This window comes from Schaalia sp. Marseille-Q2122, assembly GCF_903645355.1.
GTDB lineage: Bacteria > Actinomycetota > Actinomycetes > Actinomycetales > Actinomycetaceae > Pauljensenia.
On the sequence record NZ_CAHJXR010000003.1, the window covers coordinates 59,801 to 74,904 of the forward strand.

Annotated in this window: 11 protein-coding genes and 1 tRNA gene; 4 read left to right on the plus strand and 8 right to left on the minus strand. The window is 60.0% G+C overall.

The features are described 5' to 3' along the window. Positions 1–5: 5 nt before the first annotated feature. Together HWX48_RS02790 and HWX48_RS02795 are read right to left on the minus strand one after the other, a co-directional pair. Entirely contained in the window at positions 6–1,319 is a 1,314-nt protein-coding gene (locus HWX48_RS02790; protein ID WP_175954473.1) for a DUF5067 domain-containing protein, read from the minus strand. Positions 1,320–1,654: 335 nt separating this feature from the next. Next, positions 1,655–1,727: transfer RNA gene (locus HWX48_RS02795), tRNA-Thr, on the minus strand. Positions 1,728–1,995: 268 nt separating this feature from the next. Here HWX48_RS02795 and HWX48_RS02800 point away from each other — a divergent pair. Continuing rightward, positions 1,996–4,380 (plus strand): bifunctional UDP-sugar hydrolase/5'-nucleotidase, encoded by a 2,385-nt coding sequence (locus HWX48_RS02800; protein ID WP_175954475.1) that lies wholly within the window; start codon positions 1,996–1,998, stop codon positions 4,378–4,380. Positions 4,381–4,478: 98 nt separating this feature from the next. On the opposite strand, the gene HWX48_RS02805 is transcribed toward HWX48_RS02800, so the two are convergent. Continuing rightward, positions 4,479–5,405, minus strand: a complete 927-nt coding sequence (locus tag HWX48_RS02805) for a DUF5692 family protein (RefSeq protein ID WP_175954477.1) — start codon at positions 5,403–5,405, stop codon at positions 4,479–4,481. A 283-nt stretch (positions 5,406–5,688) separates the two neighbouring features. Between HWX48_RS02805 and HWX48_RS02810 the strand changes: the two genes are divergently transcribed. Then, on the plus strand, positions 5,689–6,288 hold the full coding sequence (locus HWX48_RS02810; protein ID WP_175954479.1) for a TetR/AcrR family transcriptional regulator C-terminal domain-containing protein: 600 nt from the start codon (positions 5,689–5,691) through the stop codon (positions 6,286–6,288). Here HWX48_RS02810 and HWX48_RS02815 read toward each other — a convergent pair. Genes HWX48_RS02815 through HWX48_RS02825 form a run of 3 tightly spaced genes read right to left on the minus strand, consistent with a single transcriptional unit; the run spans position 6,285 to position 8,329 of the window. Further along, the gene (locus tag HWX48_RS02815; protein WP_175954481.1) at positions 6,285–6,530 is read right to left on the minus strand and encodes a helix-turn-helix transcriptional regulator; all 246 of its coding nucleotides are present in this window, start codon (positions 6,528–6,530) and stop codon (positions 6,285–6,287) included. The two genes, HWX48_RS02810 and HWX48_RS02815, sit on opposite strands and share 4 nt — an antisense overlap. Positions 6,531–6,551: 21 nt before the next feature. Beyond that, a complete protein-coding gene (locus HWX48_RS02820; protein WP_175954483.1) occupies positions 6,552–7,388 on the minus strand; it encodes an ABC transporter permease in 837 nt (278 codons plus the stop codon). Continuing rightward, on the minus strand, positions 7,385–8,329 hold the full coding sequence (locus HWX48_RS02825; protein WP_175954485.1) for an ABC transporter ATP-binding protein: 945 nt from the start codon (positions 8,327–8,329) through the stop codon (positions 7,385–7,387). Before HWX48_RS02825 ends, HWX48_RS02820 begins: the two co-directional genes overlap by 4 nt. Positions 8,330–8,724: 395 nt before the next feature. On the opposite strand from HWX48_RS02825, the gene HWX48_RS02830 reads away from it, so the two are divergent. Further along, a complete protein-coding gene (locus HWX48_RS02830) occupies positions 8,725–11,190 on the plus strand; it encodes an ATP-dependent Clp protease ATP-binding subunit (RefSeq protein WP_175954486.1) in 2,466 nt (821 codons plus the stop codon). 104 nt (positions 11,191–11,294) lie between these two features. On the opposite strand, the gene HWX48_RS02835 is transcribed toward HWX48_RS02830, so the two are convergent. Together HWX48_RS02835 and HWX48_RS02840 are read right to left on the minus strand one after the other, a co-directional pair. Further along, positions 11,295–12,182: a TPM domain-containing protein gene (locus HWX48_RS02835; protein WP_175954489.1), complete on the minus strand. Its 888-nt coding sequence runs from the start codon at positions 12,180–12,182 to the stop codon at positions 11,295–11,297. Positions 12,183–12,187: 5 nt separating this feature from the next. Further along, entirely contained in the window at positions 12,188–12,955 is a 768-nt protein-coding gene (locus HWX48_RS02840; protein WP_175954491.1) for a hypothetical protein, read from the minus strand. A 713-nt stretch (positions 12,956–13,668) separates the two neighbouring features. Here HWX48_RS02840 and HWX48_RS02845 point away from each other — a divergent pair. Next, positions 13,669–14,922: an SPFH domain-containing protein gene (locus HWX48_RS02845; RefSeq protein ID WP_175954493.1), complete on the plus strand. Its 1,254-nt coding sequence runs from the start codon at positions 13,669–13,671 to the stop codon at positions 14,920–14,922. The last annotated feature ends 182 nt before the right edge of the window (positions 14,923–15,104 follow it).

Consider the following 15,104-nt stretch of genomic DNA (forward strand, 5'->3'; position numbering starts at 1 on the left):
GCTCATCAATTGAGGGGGAATTCCTTCGTGACCATGCCTTCGGTGAAGAGGCCTTCAGCCTCAATGAGCACAGGTGCTGAGGGATCCCTCAGGACAAAGCCCGTCACGAAGGTGTGGGTGGCGCCAGGCTTGAGCTCCAAGAAGACATCCTTGTAGTCAAAGCCCTCAGGCACTTCCTGGGAGTAGACAGCGGTCTTGAGCTGAATACCGTTCTGGAAGGCTTTGATCTGGACGTCGAACATGTTGTATTCCCCGTCCTTACGCTGATTGGTCAGCTCGTAGGTCAGGGCAGCAGTGGCGTTGCCCTCGTAATCGTTGACCGACTTCGACATGGAGAGCAGCTTGATGTGGTAGTTACCCTCGTCAATGTCGCCTTCAGCCTCGGCAACCATGCCACTGCCACCATCGGGTGCAGTGACAGGAGCGTCACCCTCAGGAGCAAGCTCAGTCGTGGGAGCCTCGTTGGCTTGCTGCTCAATCTGCTGCTGAAGCTTCTCAAGGTCGTTCCCGAACTCAGTGAGGGCCCTAGCGTAAAGGGCTTGCAGAGCAAAGGTGAGAATGAGTGCCAGTACGGAAATGATGGTGGCGGCAATCGCAATACCGCGGCCGCGCGTCGCTCCCTGAGGGCCGCTCTTCACAATCGCAATAATGCCCATGACCAGAGCCGGAATCGCCAGCAGGTAGCTGAGCAGGTTGATGAAGGGAATCCAGCTCAGCAGGATGGCGATAACGGCCATCACGAGGGCGGTAATGCCAAGCGCCGACAGCGGCTTGGTAGCGCCCGCAGGGGCAACGCCATAAGCGGCCTGCGGGGCGCCATAGGGAGCGGCCTGCGGAGCGCCATAGGGAGCAGCCTGAGGCGTAGCGTAAGGGCCAGCTTGGGGAGCGCCATAAGGAGCAGCCTGCGGGGCACCGTAGGGCGTGGGCTGGGGTTGCTCGGAGAACTGAGCGGAAGCAACGGCCTCAGGTGCACCATAGGGCTGATCCTGAGGAACGCCGTAGGGAGCTTCAGTGGGGGCCGGAGCCTCGGGCATTGCCGGAGCGACCGGTTCTTCGGAAGCGTAGGGGGTGGCGGGCTGCGCCGGTTCCTCAGAAGCCGTGGCGAAGGGGCCGGACGCATAGGGAGCGGCGTAAGGCTGAGTGAGAGGAGCCTCCGGAGCCTGATCGGAGGGAGCTACGAAGGGGTCCTGGTGAACTACCGGCTCGGCTGCTGACTCTGCCTCCGTGGGCATCTCAGGCTGAGGCTGTTCGGGAACCGGGGGAAACTCCTGATCTGAAGGAGTTTCATCAGGGCGGGGCTGGCCGTCAGGGAAAGACATGAGGTCTCCTGCAATCTGCGAATAATTTCTTCGACACGCTGAAAAACAGCGAGGTCTTATCTGAACGTAGCATGGGAGACCCGTATCCCGGGAGTGAAAGACAGGGAGAAAAGGCCGCTGTGCTGTGATCTCTGACAGGCGAGGAAGGGCCTCAGCCCCCCAAAGCCTGTGATAGAGGCTGAGTTACGCGAGGTGACAAGAGCGCCCGTGAAAATCTGTGCACACCCCCGAGAGCTTCTGTGCAAGCGCATATCGGCACTGCAACAGCCTGGCACTACGGGAGAAGGGGGCAAACGGAGCCCCAAAAGAACTGAAGGTCTTGGGACGATGGGCGGAGCCACCTGCGGGACTCGAACCCGCGACCGTCCGCTTACAAGGCGGGTGCTCTACCAACTGAGCTAAGGTGGCGCGCTGCGCACAGAGATGCAGGGATGAACGAGTCAACACTGATGCTTACGGGGCAGCCCTAATAGTTTGCCATGTCCCTGTGAATTTGCCGAATCGAAGAGGAAAGCGCCTGGGTGTGGGGCCTCTTACCCCACCCCTCCCTCTCTTTCAATGTCTCAATGAACTGCCTCTGACCTGGACTTTTCGGCTGCCCAAGGGTTTGTTAGCCTAAACGAAGGCATATTCAAAGCCTAACAAAAGAGTTCCCTATCAACGTGAAGGACATTCAATGAAGAATCGGATTCTGCGCGGATCCGTCGCTTTCACCGCAGCCCTCGCCGTGGCCGCGACCCCTGTGGCAGCACTGGCCGACGGCAACGACGGCACTGCGGCCGAGGCGACAACCTCCACCACACAGCCGAGCACTGCGGCCGAGACGACCACCTCCACCGCACAGCCGAGCACTGCGGCCGAGACGACACCCCCCGCCGCACAGCCGAGCACTGCGGCCGAGACGACCACCTCCACCGCACAGCCGACCACTGCGACACCCGCCACCACGGTCACTCTCGACCTCTTCAACCTCACTGACATTCACGGACGCCTCGTCAAACGAATCGACCGCGGCGCCATCAAGGAAGCCGGCCTGGCCGAAATGCAGTGCTACATGGAGGCCCACGCCAACCCCAACAAGTCCTTCACCCTGCTCGGCGACAACATCGGCGCCTCCACCTTTGAATCCGGCTCCCTCAACGATAACCCCGTTGTCGCCGCCCTCAACCTCATGCGCCCCCTGGCCTCCACCATCGGCAACCACGAATTCGACGCCGGTAAGGACATCCTCAAGAAGCGCATCGACGGTACCGACCCCGCCTACATCAAGTTCGAATTCCCCTACCTCGGGGCCAACGTTGACGGCATGGGCACCTACGGCACCGACACCCCCTACCTCGGCGACTACGTCATCAAGGAAATCGCCGGAGTGAAGGTCGCCTACATCGGCGTCATTGCCGACGACGCCCCCGCAAAGCTGCCCGCCAGCGCCATCGAAGGCATCACCTTCAACGACCCCCACCCCAAGCTCGCCGCCCTCGCCAAGAGCCTCAAGGCCGAAGGTAAGGCCGACGTCGTTGTCGCCATGCTTGACGACGACGTGCGCCGCAACTACTCGCGCATGCCCGCTGAGGTCGACGTCCTCATGGGTGGAGACACCCACCGCCCCTACGAATTCGACCACGTTGACTCCAAGGAAACCCTTGAATCCGTCAACCCCCTGCTCGCTGGCGTCGCCTCCGGTTCCTACACCGACAACCTTGGCCTCGTCACCCTCACCTACGACACGACAGCCAAGAAGGTCCTCTCCGCTGACGCCAAGCTCATCAAGGCAGAAACCGTCGTCAAGGCCGTTGAAGGCAGCGACTGCCTGACCAACTCTCCCATCGCAGGTGTCATCAACACCTACATCGAGAAATCCAAGCCCCTGGGCGCAGTAGTCCTCGCCGACAACGCCACCGGTGACTTCCGACGCGGCACCTACGACGTCGAAGGAAAGGGAGCCACCGAGAACCGAGGCACCGAATCCGAAGTCGGAAACCTCGTCGCCGACGCCTTCCACAAGGAAATCACCACCAAGGAAGGCAAGCCCGTCGACTTCGGCGTCACCAACGCCGGCGGCCTGCGTTCCGACCTCAAGCAGAAGGGCGGCGCCGTCACCGTCAAGGACGTCTTCAACCTCGCCCCCTTCTCCAACTACTCCGCCTACCGCGAAATCACCGGCGCACAATTCAAGCAGGCACTCGAAAACCAGTGGACCACCCAGACGGGCGCAAACTCCCGTCCCCTGCTGCGCATGGCGACCTCCTCCAACGTCACCTACACCTACGATGCCACCCGCCCCATGGGCGAGCGCATCACCTCCGTCCTCATCAACGGAAAACCCCTGGACCCGGAGGCCACCTACATCGTCGGCTCGACCGACTTCGTCCTCAACGGCGGCGACTCCTACTTCCCGAAGTCCTCCGAAGTTGTGCGCACCGGCGAACTCGATCGTGACGTCATCGCCCGCCACCTCGGCAAACTCTCCAAGGCTGGCACGCTGACCCCCTCAACCCTCAAGCGTGCAACCGGCATCATCCTGCCCACCGGCACCGTTGAACAGGGCGCACAGGTCGATTTCGCCCTGCGCAGCCTGTCCTTCACCGCTGGCGCCCAGGCTCAAAACGTCACCGTCATGGTCGGCTCGGCCAAGGGCAGCGCAAGCGTCAACAACAGCATCCAGGAAGCAACGCCAAACCTGCCCACCGCCATCATCACCACCGACGGCTTTGGTCAGGCACTCGTGCCCGTGAAGATCGACTTTGATCCGGCGAAGGTGTGCGCAGCTGGCGCTAAGACCGCTGAACTTCCCGTCACCGTCACCAGCGAACTGGGCACACACATTCCCACTGCAGCCGGCCTGACCGTGACCGTCAAGTGCCCCGACACTGCTACCACCCCGGTGCCGCCGAACAACGGAAAGACTGGCAAGGACGTTGCCCCCAAGGGCAAGCAGGATGCTCAGACCTCGAAGAAGCTCGCCGCCACCGGCGCCCAGACCGATGTCCTCGCACTCGGCGCTGGCCTGGTGGTCCTGCTCGGCGCGGGAGCACTGACAGCTGCACGCCGCCGCGCCTGAGGCTAATCACCTCAACAGGGTTCTGAGCTGAGCTCAGCACTGCTGAAACAAGTGGCCCGACACGCATTCTGCGTGTCGGGCCACAGTCATCAGGTCAGTTACTTCGTGGCAGCAACAACCTCTTTGTACTGGGGAAGATGAGTGTAGAGCTCATCCGTGAGCGGATTCAGACGGCGCGAGACAATCACATAGATCTGGTAGACCGCCACCGCGATATTCGCCAGCAGAGCAACCAGGGACACGGTGAAGAGTGCTGTGGGGTTGTGGGACGCCTCGACAGCGAACATCGAGTCCGTGACGAAAGCTGGGAACGCCATGGTGAACATCATCCAGAACGCTAGGGTGTGGGCGCGGTGTTGCAGCCAAGCACCCTTCTTCATGAAGAAAGCTGGGATGGTGCAGGAAATCAGCAAAGCAGCGCCAGCGTAGAAGGAATGGTCGCCCACGCAGTTGTAGACATAAGCAAAGTTCCACAAGTCGTAGGCGATAATCCAGAACCACAGCATGTCAGGCCACATCATGTCCTGAGAGGAATCCTTCGAGATGTAGATGCCGAACCAGCCGCAGATTGTCAGCAGATTAATGATCCCGGCAATGCCATTCATGTAGTTCCACGAGCCAGACACCATGAACACGCCATCCACCATGCCATTGGCTCCCATCGTGCCCACTTCGAAGTCACGGATGCAGGCTTCAAGGATATTGATAGCCAAAATGGCGGGCGGGAAAACCAACGCAGCCTTCTTCGCCGCAATCTTCGGGTGGTAGCGCAACAGCATGAAGCCCAGGCAGCCAGCCAATGCCGAGTAGACCTTCACCCAGTGGAACCAGGTGCCTGTGGACGAAGTCGCTGGATTAGCGGTAGTGGGCCACACGAAGATCGTGCAGACGATCGGCACGACAATGAAGAAGAACCAGCCCGCCCAACGCCAGCGGCGGGAGACCTCGTTCAGCCCAATGAGGGCGGCGAGGACAACACACCACGCCACCCAGGAATACCAAGGAATCGACTCAAAGAGGAACATTTTTCCACCTCGCTGTCACGCAACGGCCGACATGTCGTTGCTGGGATGCCATGAATGTAGGGCTCCCTCAGCGGGTGCTAATACTGACACACACGCGAAAGTGTCAGAATTTCGGCTGAACGAGGTAAAAGCGGCAGCCTCGTCAGAGGAAAAAGGGGACTAAGGTCGTGGGCGCAGCCCATTTGAGCTGCACGAAAGTGACGCGCTGAAACGGCAGCAGCGAAACCATCAGCAGCTCAGGGGGCCTAAAGTGGAATGCAGGCAACACGAAAGGCGAAGACACATGTCGGCAGAACACACCCGCATGGCCTTAGCCACTGCTTTACGGCAACAACTTGCCCAGATGCCCCTGGCGAAAATTACCGTCTCTGGCCTGTGTGAAGCCGCAGGCATCAAGCGGCAAACCTTCTACTACCACTTCGCGGACGTCTACGCCCTAGCCGTATGGGTATTCCGCCAAGAGGTGGCCGACCGCATCCTCTCCAACGCCAGCTACGAAGAGTGGTCTGCCGGATTTTGCCAAATGCTCGAATACCTTGAACGCAACAAAGTCCAGACCTACGCGGTTGTGAACTCACTGAGCCACAGGGAGCTTGAGCAGTTCTTTTTCCACGCTCTGCGCCCCATGATGGTCGCGATCGTCGCCCAACTGACCAGCGATCCAGGGACATCCCCAGGCGAGCAGGAGGATAAACCTCACCTGCACCCCGAGGATAAAGACATGGTCATTGACCACTATACGGTGACAATCCTTGGCCACCTTTTCCATTGGCTCGCCAATGATATGCACATTGAACCTGAGGCTTTTGTGCGCCAGATTGAGTACATTCTGCGGGGGCATGTCCGCCACTCAATCACCCGCCTCGCTGCCACTTGCCGCTAAGCGGGGTTCTCGCCCTCGCCCTCGCCCTCGCTTTCATTCTCGCTCAGGGAAAAGATGGCCTCTACCGGCACCTTAAAGAGCGCCGCGAGGCGTAAGGCCACAGCGAGGGAGGGCGAATACTCGCCGCGCTCCAGGTAACCCACCGTTTGATAGTGGACGCCAAGAGCGGCAGCGAGTTCGCGGCGGGAAATATTGCGCTCCTTACGGAGGCTGGCGATACGGTTGAGGACCTTTTCCTCCATCACCTCTCCTTCCGTACGGGCTCACACACCCAGTTGGGAACGCATTGCGGATTGCATTGACGCCAAGCTTGACAGGGAAAGTTTACGGAAGGAGCGGTTAATACTCCACGTTGCCAGGGCAAAGCCGCCAATCATCCACGCCAACAAAATACCGGCGGCCAACAAGGGTTGGGAACCTCCTGCGAAGTCATACGATGCTCCATCGGCTCCCAGCAGGACCCAGCGGCTCAGGTGGCCAGCCCAGTAGAACGGCAAAGGCATGTGAAGGTATTGCAGCCAGGTGGGCAAAATGGTGATAGGGAAGAATGCTCCACTTGTCGCCACGACGATCATCGTCCCAAAGAAGAGGAACATCTGCGAGTACACGCCCCGCGCCAGGGCGCCGACCATGAAGCCTAAAGGTGCTGTGGCACAAATTGTGAAGAGCACAAGGCCAATGGTGACAAGCCATTGCGAGCCGCTAATCCCCAGGGGCGGCAGTAAAAGGAACGCGCCCACCATAATGACGGTTTGCAAAATGCCCTGGAGCACCACATTCGACAGGGTTTTCCCAATCGCCCACGAGAGCGCCCCATGCGGCAGGGTGCGCACACGCAAAAGGGTGCCGTCAAGACGCTCAGAGGACATTTCAGAGGAGAGCTGCATGACGATCATCGTTGAAAAAACGCCAATGGTGCTGACCAGCATGAAGCCCCCAACACTGAGCGGCATATCGTCGCTTACCCGGTCAGACAGGTAGTAGGCCCACCCCAGAATGAAGGCAGGGCCAAGCAGGACACCAATAACCGCAGGGGAGAAGAACACTGCGCGCAGGTCAGCGCGAGCCTGGGTGAGGGCGGTACGGATAATGCTGCTCATGCCTGGGACTCCTTCGTGGTGGGCTGTGCCTCGCCTGCCAATGTGGGGCTGCTGAGGGCGGCAGCCTCGTCGCTTACGAGCGAACGTTCACCGATCATGCGCAGGTACACATCTTCAAGGGTGGGGCGTGTGACTGTCAGTGCCGTGATGTCTGCGTCATTGCGACCGAGGAGTTCGCGGACGAAATCCTCGGGCGTGGTCGAGGAATGGACCTGTGGGCGTCCGTCTTCACGCCAGCGAATCTCCGCATGATGCGTGTATTTCTCGCGGTAGCCGTAGGGGGTGTCGTCCGCAATGATGCGTCCGCCGGCCAGGATAACCACGCGCGAGGCAATCTTTTCTGCCTCGGCCAGATCGTGAGTGGTCACCAGAACTGTCGCACCGGCGTCAACCTCTGCGCTAATCAGATCGTGAATCTGCGCCTTCGCTGCAGGGTCAAGGCCGGTGGTGGGCTCGTCAAGGATCAGGAGCGAGGGGTGAGCGATGGTGGCGGTAGCGAAGTCAATGCGCCTGCGCTGTCCGCCCGACAGTTTGCCCAGGCGTGCGTGCTTCTTGTCGACGAGGCTAACTGCGGCGAGGGCCTCGTCCACTGTGCGCGGTTCGCGGGTGGGGGAGCTGGAAGATCCGTTGAGGTGGGCGTTGCGCACCCATTCGAGCTGGTCGCAGACCCGCCATTTACGGTGGTCATTCCACTGCTGTTGGACGAGTCCAAGGTTTGACCAGTAGGCGTTGTCGGCTTCACGCGGGTTGATACCAAGGACGCGCACACTGCCTGCGGCGGGGGCGTAGGTGCCGATGAGGTTTTCAATGAGGGTTGTCTTGCCTGCGCCATTGGGGCCGAGGATGGCGACGACCTCTCCGGCTTGGACGTGGAGGTTCACCCCCTGGAGGACGGGCGTTGATCCGTAGGAGAACTCAAGATTGTTGACGTCAATGAGCATGTCTCTCCCCTTTCTTATGTAGTACATGTGCTACATGTCGATAGGGAGAATGTAGCACACCTGCTACATCTGGGGTCAAGGGACGCGGAAGAGTTCACGCGCCCATCAACCCCCACCGCACCCGCCAACCCCCACACAGACGACACCAGGAGCCATGTCGCCTCTCCGCCAACAGTGAACACGAACGCGGCGCGCGAACAAAGCCCCTAGGCTTGACCTCAGACAGGCGCACTGTACTCGCCCTGCCACCCGGTTCAGGCCCACCGGCCACGCCCGCCCGCACGAAAGCCCCGCTTTCAAGCGGACACGCGCCGCCGCTACGACCTCGTTGAACGAGGGCGCAGCTGCGGGGAACCTCGCCAGAGAGCGCAGTGCACACACACGAAGGAGAGCCCATGTTCGAAAGGTTTACCGACCGAGCTCGACGCGTCGTCGTCCTCGCTCGCGACGAAGCACGCGGACTCAACCACAACTACATCGGCACCGAGCACCTGCTCCTGGGCCTCATCACCGAGGGCGAGGGCGTCGCCGCCAAGGCCCTCGACAGCGTCGATATCAAGGGCGACGCCGTCCGCGACGCCATCATCGACATTATCGGCAAGGGCGAAAAGCCCGTCGAAGGCCACATCCCCTTCACCCCCCGCGCCAAGCGCGTCTTCGAACTCTCCCTGCGCGAAGCCCTCCAACTCGGCCACAACTACATCGGCACCGAGCACCTGCTCCTGGGCGTCCTCAAGGAAGGCGAAGGCGTCGCCGCCCAGGTCATTATCAAGCTCGGCGGCGACCTCGAAAAGGTGCGCCAAACCGTCATCCACCTGCTCCAAGGCCACCAGCGTGGTGGCGAGGGCGAAGGCCGCGAAGCCGTCGGCGTTGGCGCCTCCTCCGTGCCCGGCCAGACGACCTCGGCCATCCTTGAGCAATTCGGCCGCAACCTCACCCAGGCCGCCCGCGAAAACAAGCTCGACCCCGTCATCGGACGCCGCACCGAAATGGAGCGCGTCATGCAGGTCCTCTCCCGCCGCACGAAGAACAACCCCGTGCTCGTGGGTGAACCTGGCGTCGGTAAGACCGCCGTCGTTGAAGGCCTCGCCCAGGCGATCGTCGCTGGCGACGTGCCCGAAACCATTAAAGACAAGCAGATCTACAGCCTCGACATGGGCTCCCTCGTGGCCGGTTCGCGCTACCGCGGTGACTTCGAAGAACGCCTGAAGAAGGTCCTCAAGGAAATCCGCACTCGCGGTGACATCATCCTCTTCATCGACGAGCTCCACACCCTCGTGGGCGCCGGCGCCGCCGAAGGCTCCATCGACGCCGCCCAGATGCTCAAGCCCATGCTGGCCCGCGGCGAACTCCAAACCATCGGCGCCACCACCAACGACGAGTACCGCAAGTACATTGAAAAGGACGCCGCCCTCGAGCGCCGCTTCCAACCCGTCAAGGTCGAAGAACCCAGCGTTGAGGAAACCGTCAATATCCTCAAGGGACTGCGCGACCGCTACGAGGCCCACCACCGCGTCATCATCACCGACGCCGCGATCCAAGCCTCCGCAGAGCTCGCCGACCGCTACATCTCCGACCGCTTCCTGCCCGACAAGGCCATCGACCTGATGGACGAGGCCGGCGCCCGCATGCGCATCATGCGCATGACCGCACCCCCCGAGCTGCGCGCCCTGGATGAGAAGATCGCCCAGGTCCGCCGCGATAAGGAACAGGCCATCGACGATCAAGACTTCGAAAAGGCCGCGTCCTTGCGTGACGAGGAGCAAAAACTCGGTGAGGAACGCAAGACCAAGGAAGCCGAATGGCGCGGCGGCAGCCGCGATGAAATTGCCGAGGTCGGCGAGGAAGAAATCGCCCACGTCCTGGCCATGTCCACCGGTATCCCCGTCTTCAAGCTCACTCAGACCGAGTCGGCGAAGCTGCTCAAGATGGAAGACGAACTGCACAAGCGCGTCATCGGCCAGGAGGAAGCCGTCAAGGCTCTGGCCCAATCCATTCGCCGCACCCGCTCTGGCCTGAAAGACCCCAAGCGTCCCGGCGGCTCCTTCATCTTCGCTGGCCCCACCGGCGTTGGTAAGACCGAGCTGGCCAAGGCCCTGGCAGAGTTCCTCTTCGGCGACGAGGATGCCCTCATCCAGCTCGACATGTCCGAATTCTCCGAGAAGCACACCTCCTCGCGCCTCTTCGGTGCCCCTCCGGGCTACGTCGGCTACGACGAGGGTGGCGAGCTCACCGAGAAGGTGCGCCGTCGTCCCTTCTCCGTCGTCCTCTTTGACGAGGTTGAAAAGGCTCACCCGGACATCTTCAACTCCCTGTTGCAGATCCTTGAAGAAGGTCGCCTGACCGACTCGCAGGGCCGCAAGGTGGACTTCAAGAACACCGTCATCATCATGACCACCAACCTGGGCACCCGCGACATCAACAAGGGTGTGCTCACCGGCTTCCAGTCCACCGACAACCTGGCCCACGACTACGGCCGCATGAAGGCCAAGGTCAACGAGGAACTCAAGCAGCACTTCCGCCCCGAGTTCCTCAACCGTGTGGACGAGGTTGTTGTCTTCCCGCCGCTGACCAAGGAGCAGATCACCAAGATTGTCGATCTGATGATCGCCTCCCTCGCCAAGCGCATGGAAGCTCAGGACATGAAGCTGCAGATCACCGACGAGGCCCGCGAGCTGCTGGCCGACCGCGGCTTCGACCCCGTCCTCGGCGCTCGCCCGCTGCGTCGCGCTATCCAGCGCGACATTGAGGATGCTCTGTCTGAGCGCATCCTCTTCGGTGAGATCCTGCCCGGCGAGGTCGTCACCGTCGGCGTCAAGGGCGAAGGCCTGGAGCGTGAATTCACCTTCAATGGTGAGTGAAGCGAGCAGAGCGTAAAAAGTCGTTCAGCGTTCATTCCTGCATCAAAGGCTGGGGCTCACCTCATAGAGGTGAGCCCCAGCCTTTGACATGCGCCTAGGAGGCGTTAGAACTTCGAGGAGAAGCCTCCACGTGATGAACTCGATGATGACCATCCTCGAAAGGAGGAGGATCCAGAAGAAGAACGTGAGGAGCCACTCCAGAAGGAGGAGCGAGGCGAGTCATCGTCATCGAAGTAGGAATGATAAACGGGGATGTCGTCATGTTCTTCTTTCGACCGGATCAACTTTTCGTTTTGCTCATCTATCCCAAAGGAGATCACGATTGCTTTGGCCTTCTGGGGGAGGGATCTTGACTGCGACACACGGTTTTCCAGGTTCGCGGTCACGAAGTGCTTCGCAACGAAGAAAGCAATCAGCGCGATGATGAGGGGCGGCAGTGCTTCGAGCGGATCGCGAGGGAAAATCAAAGACCGATTCGTATAGGCTGAGAGTTCCCTCTCGCTTTGCTTGGCAAAGGCTTTAACAGCATCAACCCAGTCGGATCTACTGAGAAACGGGCGAGTGGTCGTGCCAATTCTACGAAGTCCCTCGCGGCGCAGGATATCGTGAGCTCTCCCATTCGACAGGAGATGCATGTCTCGCGAAGCGACCGAGACGAAGAGAAGCACCCCGTTTCGGCGAGAGCCATACCCAAGGCCCCGACTGTCAAAGTACTGGGCGGCGCTACCAGCGACATCCCCGTTCTTGACAGGGGAGAAGACGACGCTGATCTGCATCTGGGTCTTGCGCGAAACGTCGGTTAAAACGCGATTAAGAATGCTTTCCTGTGCGGGAGTAAAGATTTCGTCATCGTCGTACAGAAGGCGCTCCTGGTCGGCAGTGGCGGCATACGCTGCCGTTGGCTGCGTCAGCGGAAGGATAGTGACGAGCAGTAACGCCAGGCCGAGGCTGAGGAAAAGTCGATGCCACCGAGGCACATGTGTGGGAGTCAATGGTCTTACACTCCAAACATATTGAGAACTACTTGGGTGACGATGTCGCCCAGCCATAGCGCTGCGACCGTCGCTGCGGCACTGCAAGCGCCAATAATGCTGCGTTTTTGCAGCACCGAGACAGGGTAGTGCCCGGTCACTTCGCCGTTGTAACCGTTAATCAGATACTCATAGGTGCTGCCGCGGTACTCGATATTGAGGAACCATAACGGGATCATGGTGTAGGTGATCGTGGGATGCGTGAGGTGTGTCGTTTTGCGTCGTAACGAGACGACCTGGTGGCGGACCGAGTTGCGGACACGGGAAGAAAACTCGCTATCTGCCTCAACCTTTGCGGAGAGCTTTGCCTTTTCCGCAGACACCGACACATTCGGCGTGATGTAGCCAGCGAGGTAGGCGCCTTGGAAAGGAACGAAGGCGTCGGGAGTGAATGCTGGAGTTACGGGGATACGACGCTGAACTGAAGCGCTATCGGCGCATACCGGAAGGAATTTGAAGCCCGAATGTGCTTTTCGTGTGACCACATATTCATCGGTGGTGGTCACGGTCTTTGTGAGTTCGCGTTCCTTCCAGGTGTCGGAGGCTGAAAAGAGGAAGGTGCCCGTGATGACGCCCTCAACCATCCAGAACGGCACATAGGTCCCCTGAGCTTGGCGGATGAGGGCCTCGTCTTTGAAACGGCGAGGAAGAAGGAAACGTCCCTTCGTTGACTCAAGGAAGGCTTTCACCATTGCGTCGCGGTCGATAGAGAAGGGGATGATGAGTTCTGGCATAGGGGCGTCCATGCTGGAAGAACTTTGTACCAGGGTGCTGTTGCAGTAACCACAACGGGTCGAGAGCAGCGTCCGGTCAGAGATCACATGAGCGCCGCAGGAATTACATTCCCACGAGGACAGGGCCTCCTTGTCCCGCGCACTGAGGGCCTTCCCCTCGCGTAATGTCCAAACGAGGTCTTCTTCGGGTGGTTCGGTCCACTCGACCTCCTTTAGGGGGTCGACCTCTTCCACTGGCGAGGGCGTTTGTGGAGTTTGCTGTGGCCTGTGCTCCTCGCCTGTGCTTAGGCTTCGTCCTCGTTGACGAGGAGCGGTGGCGGGTGGCGTCGTGTTGGCGGTGGGAGGATTGTGGGCGGCCTCGACTTGTGCGGGCGTGAATTGTGACAGGCAGAAGGCACAATGCATCATTCGTGATGTCACCACATACTCAATGGAGGCTCCGCAGGAGGGACATTTATAGGAGGTAGCGGCCATAGGTGTGATGCTCCGAAATTCTGATGTAGCAGTGACGCGTGCCTCGGGCAGCAGAATTCATTTTAGAGGCAGAGCAGTCCTCACTTGTGAGGAACGACTTAAACAATTTGTGAACTGCCTCCGCAGAGCGGGCAAATCTGGAAGAATTCTAGGAAGACGGCCACGCAGAGCCACCCGTTCCAGAAAAACCCGCGCGCTGCCTCGCCGCCTTCCATCATTCCATTTTCTAAGGAGATCTCATGGGGCTCGAACGTGTCACTGACCAAACGCCTCAATCCTTTACCGCAGGTGACGTTCTGCGAGCAGGCAAAGACGCTGTTCTCGGTGGCCTGGGAGACCAGTGGCTCGAGGTCATTGAAGCTGCAAACATGGGAGAAGGCGTTGTCTTCACCAAAGGCTCACGCCTCAAGGGCGCAGGGCGTTCTAACGGCGTCAATGCGGGTACCGAAGATGTCATCTCCTCCGGATCACGCATTCACGTATATGACAACCAGGCGATGCTCCTCGTCGACTCCGGCGCAATCGTCGACGTCACCGCCGAACCTGGCGTCTACACCGTCAACACCTCAAGCTCGCCCTCAGTCATGGTCGGCCAACTTGAGGCCAGCGTCCGTGACACCTTCGAACGCTTCAGGTTCGGCGGCGTGACACCTCGGAAACAGCAGGCTTATTACGTCAATCTCCAAGAAATCAAGGGCATTCGTTTCGGAACCCCCAACCCCATTAACTACTTCGATAGCTTCTACAACGCCGAGCTATTCTTGCGATGCCACGGAACCTTCTCCATCAAAATCACCGACCCGATCCTGTTCTACCGCGAAGTGATCGCACGGAATGCCAGCCATGTGCACATCAATGACATTCAAGAGCAGTACATGGCGGAATTCCTTGAAGCCCTGCAAAGCGCGATCAACCAAATGAGTGTTGATGGAGTGCGCATCTCTCAAGTCACCTCGAAAGCGATGGAACTGTCACGCTACATGCGCGAAGCACTCGATCAAGAGTGGCGAGAGCGTCGAGGCATCGAAGTATGCTCGGTGGGTATTGCCGCATTGAGCTACGACGACGCCTCCCGCGAGATTATCGACATGCGTTCCAAGGGCGCCGCCCTCCAAGACCCCTCCCTCCGTGAGGGCTACGTTCAAGGCAGCGTCGCCCGCGGTATTGAGGCCGCCGGATCAAACGAGGCAGGTGCGGGCACCGCCCTCTTAGGAGTTGGCATCGGCATGCAGGCCGGTAGTGGTTTCACCCAAGCAGCTTCGGCCTCCAACCAGGCTCAGATGGCCGCAGGAGCTGCCATCCCCACCACTGGAACCGAATGGAACTGCGCGGACTGCTCAACAACGAACCGCACGAACTTCTGTCCCACATGCGGTCAGCCTCGCCCGAAGGCTGCCGCAGTGGCCTCGTTCTGCGGCGGATGCGGAGTGCGCTTCGAGGGTGCGCGGCCAGCCTTCTGCCCGGAATGCGGAGCGTCCCAAGCCTCAAACTGACCCCGGCGCGATAGGGCGTGCAGCGGGCTGGAAACACGATGTTCTCAACGGCTGTGCGCCCTATCTATCTGCGGGACGAAGGTGGGTGAGCGGCCCCGTCCGACCTGCGACGAACGGCGAAATCCCGGCGAAGATCACGTTGGCGGGCGTGGTGACCTAGGTCCCACACTTGCTAGGATGGG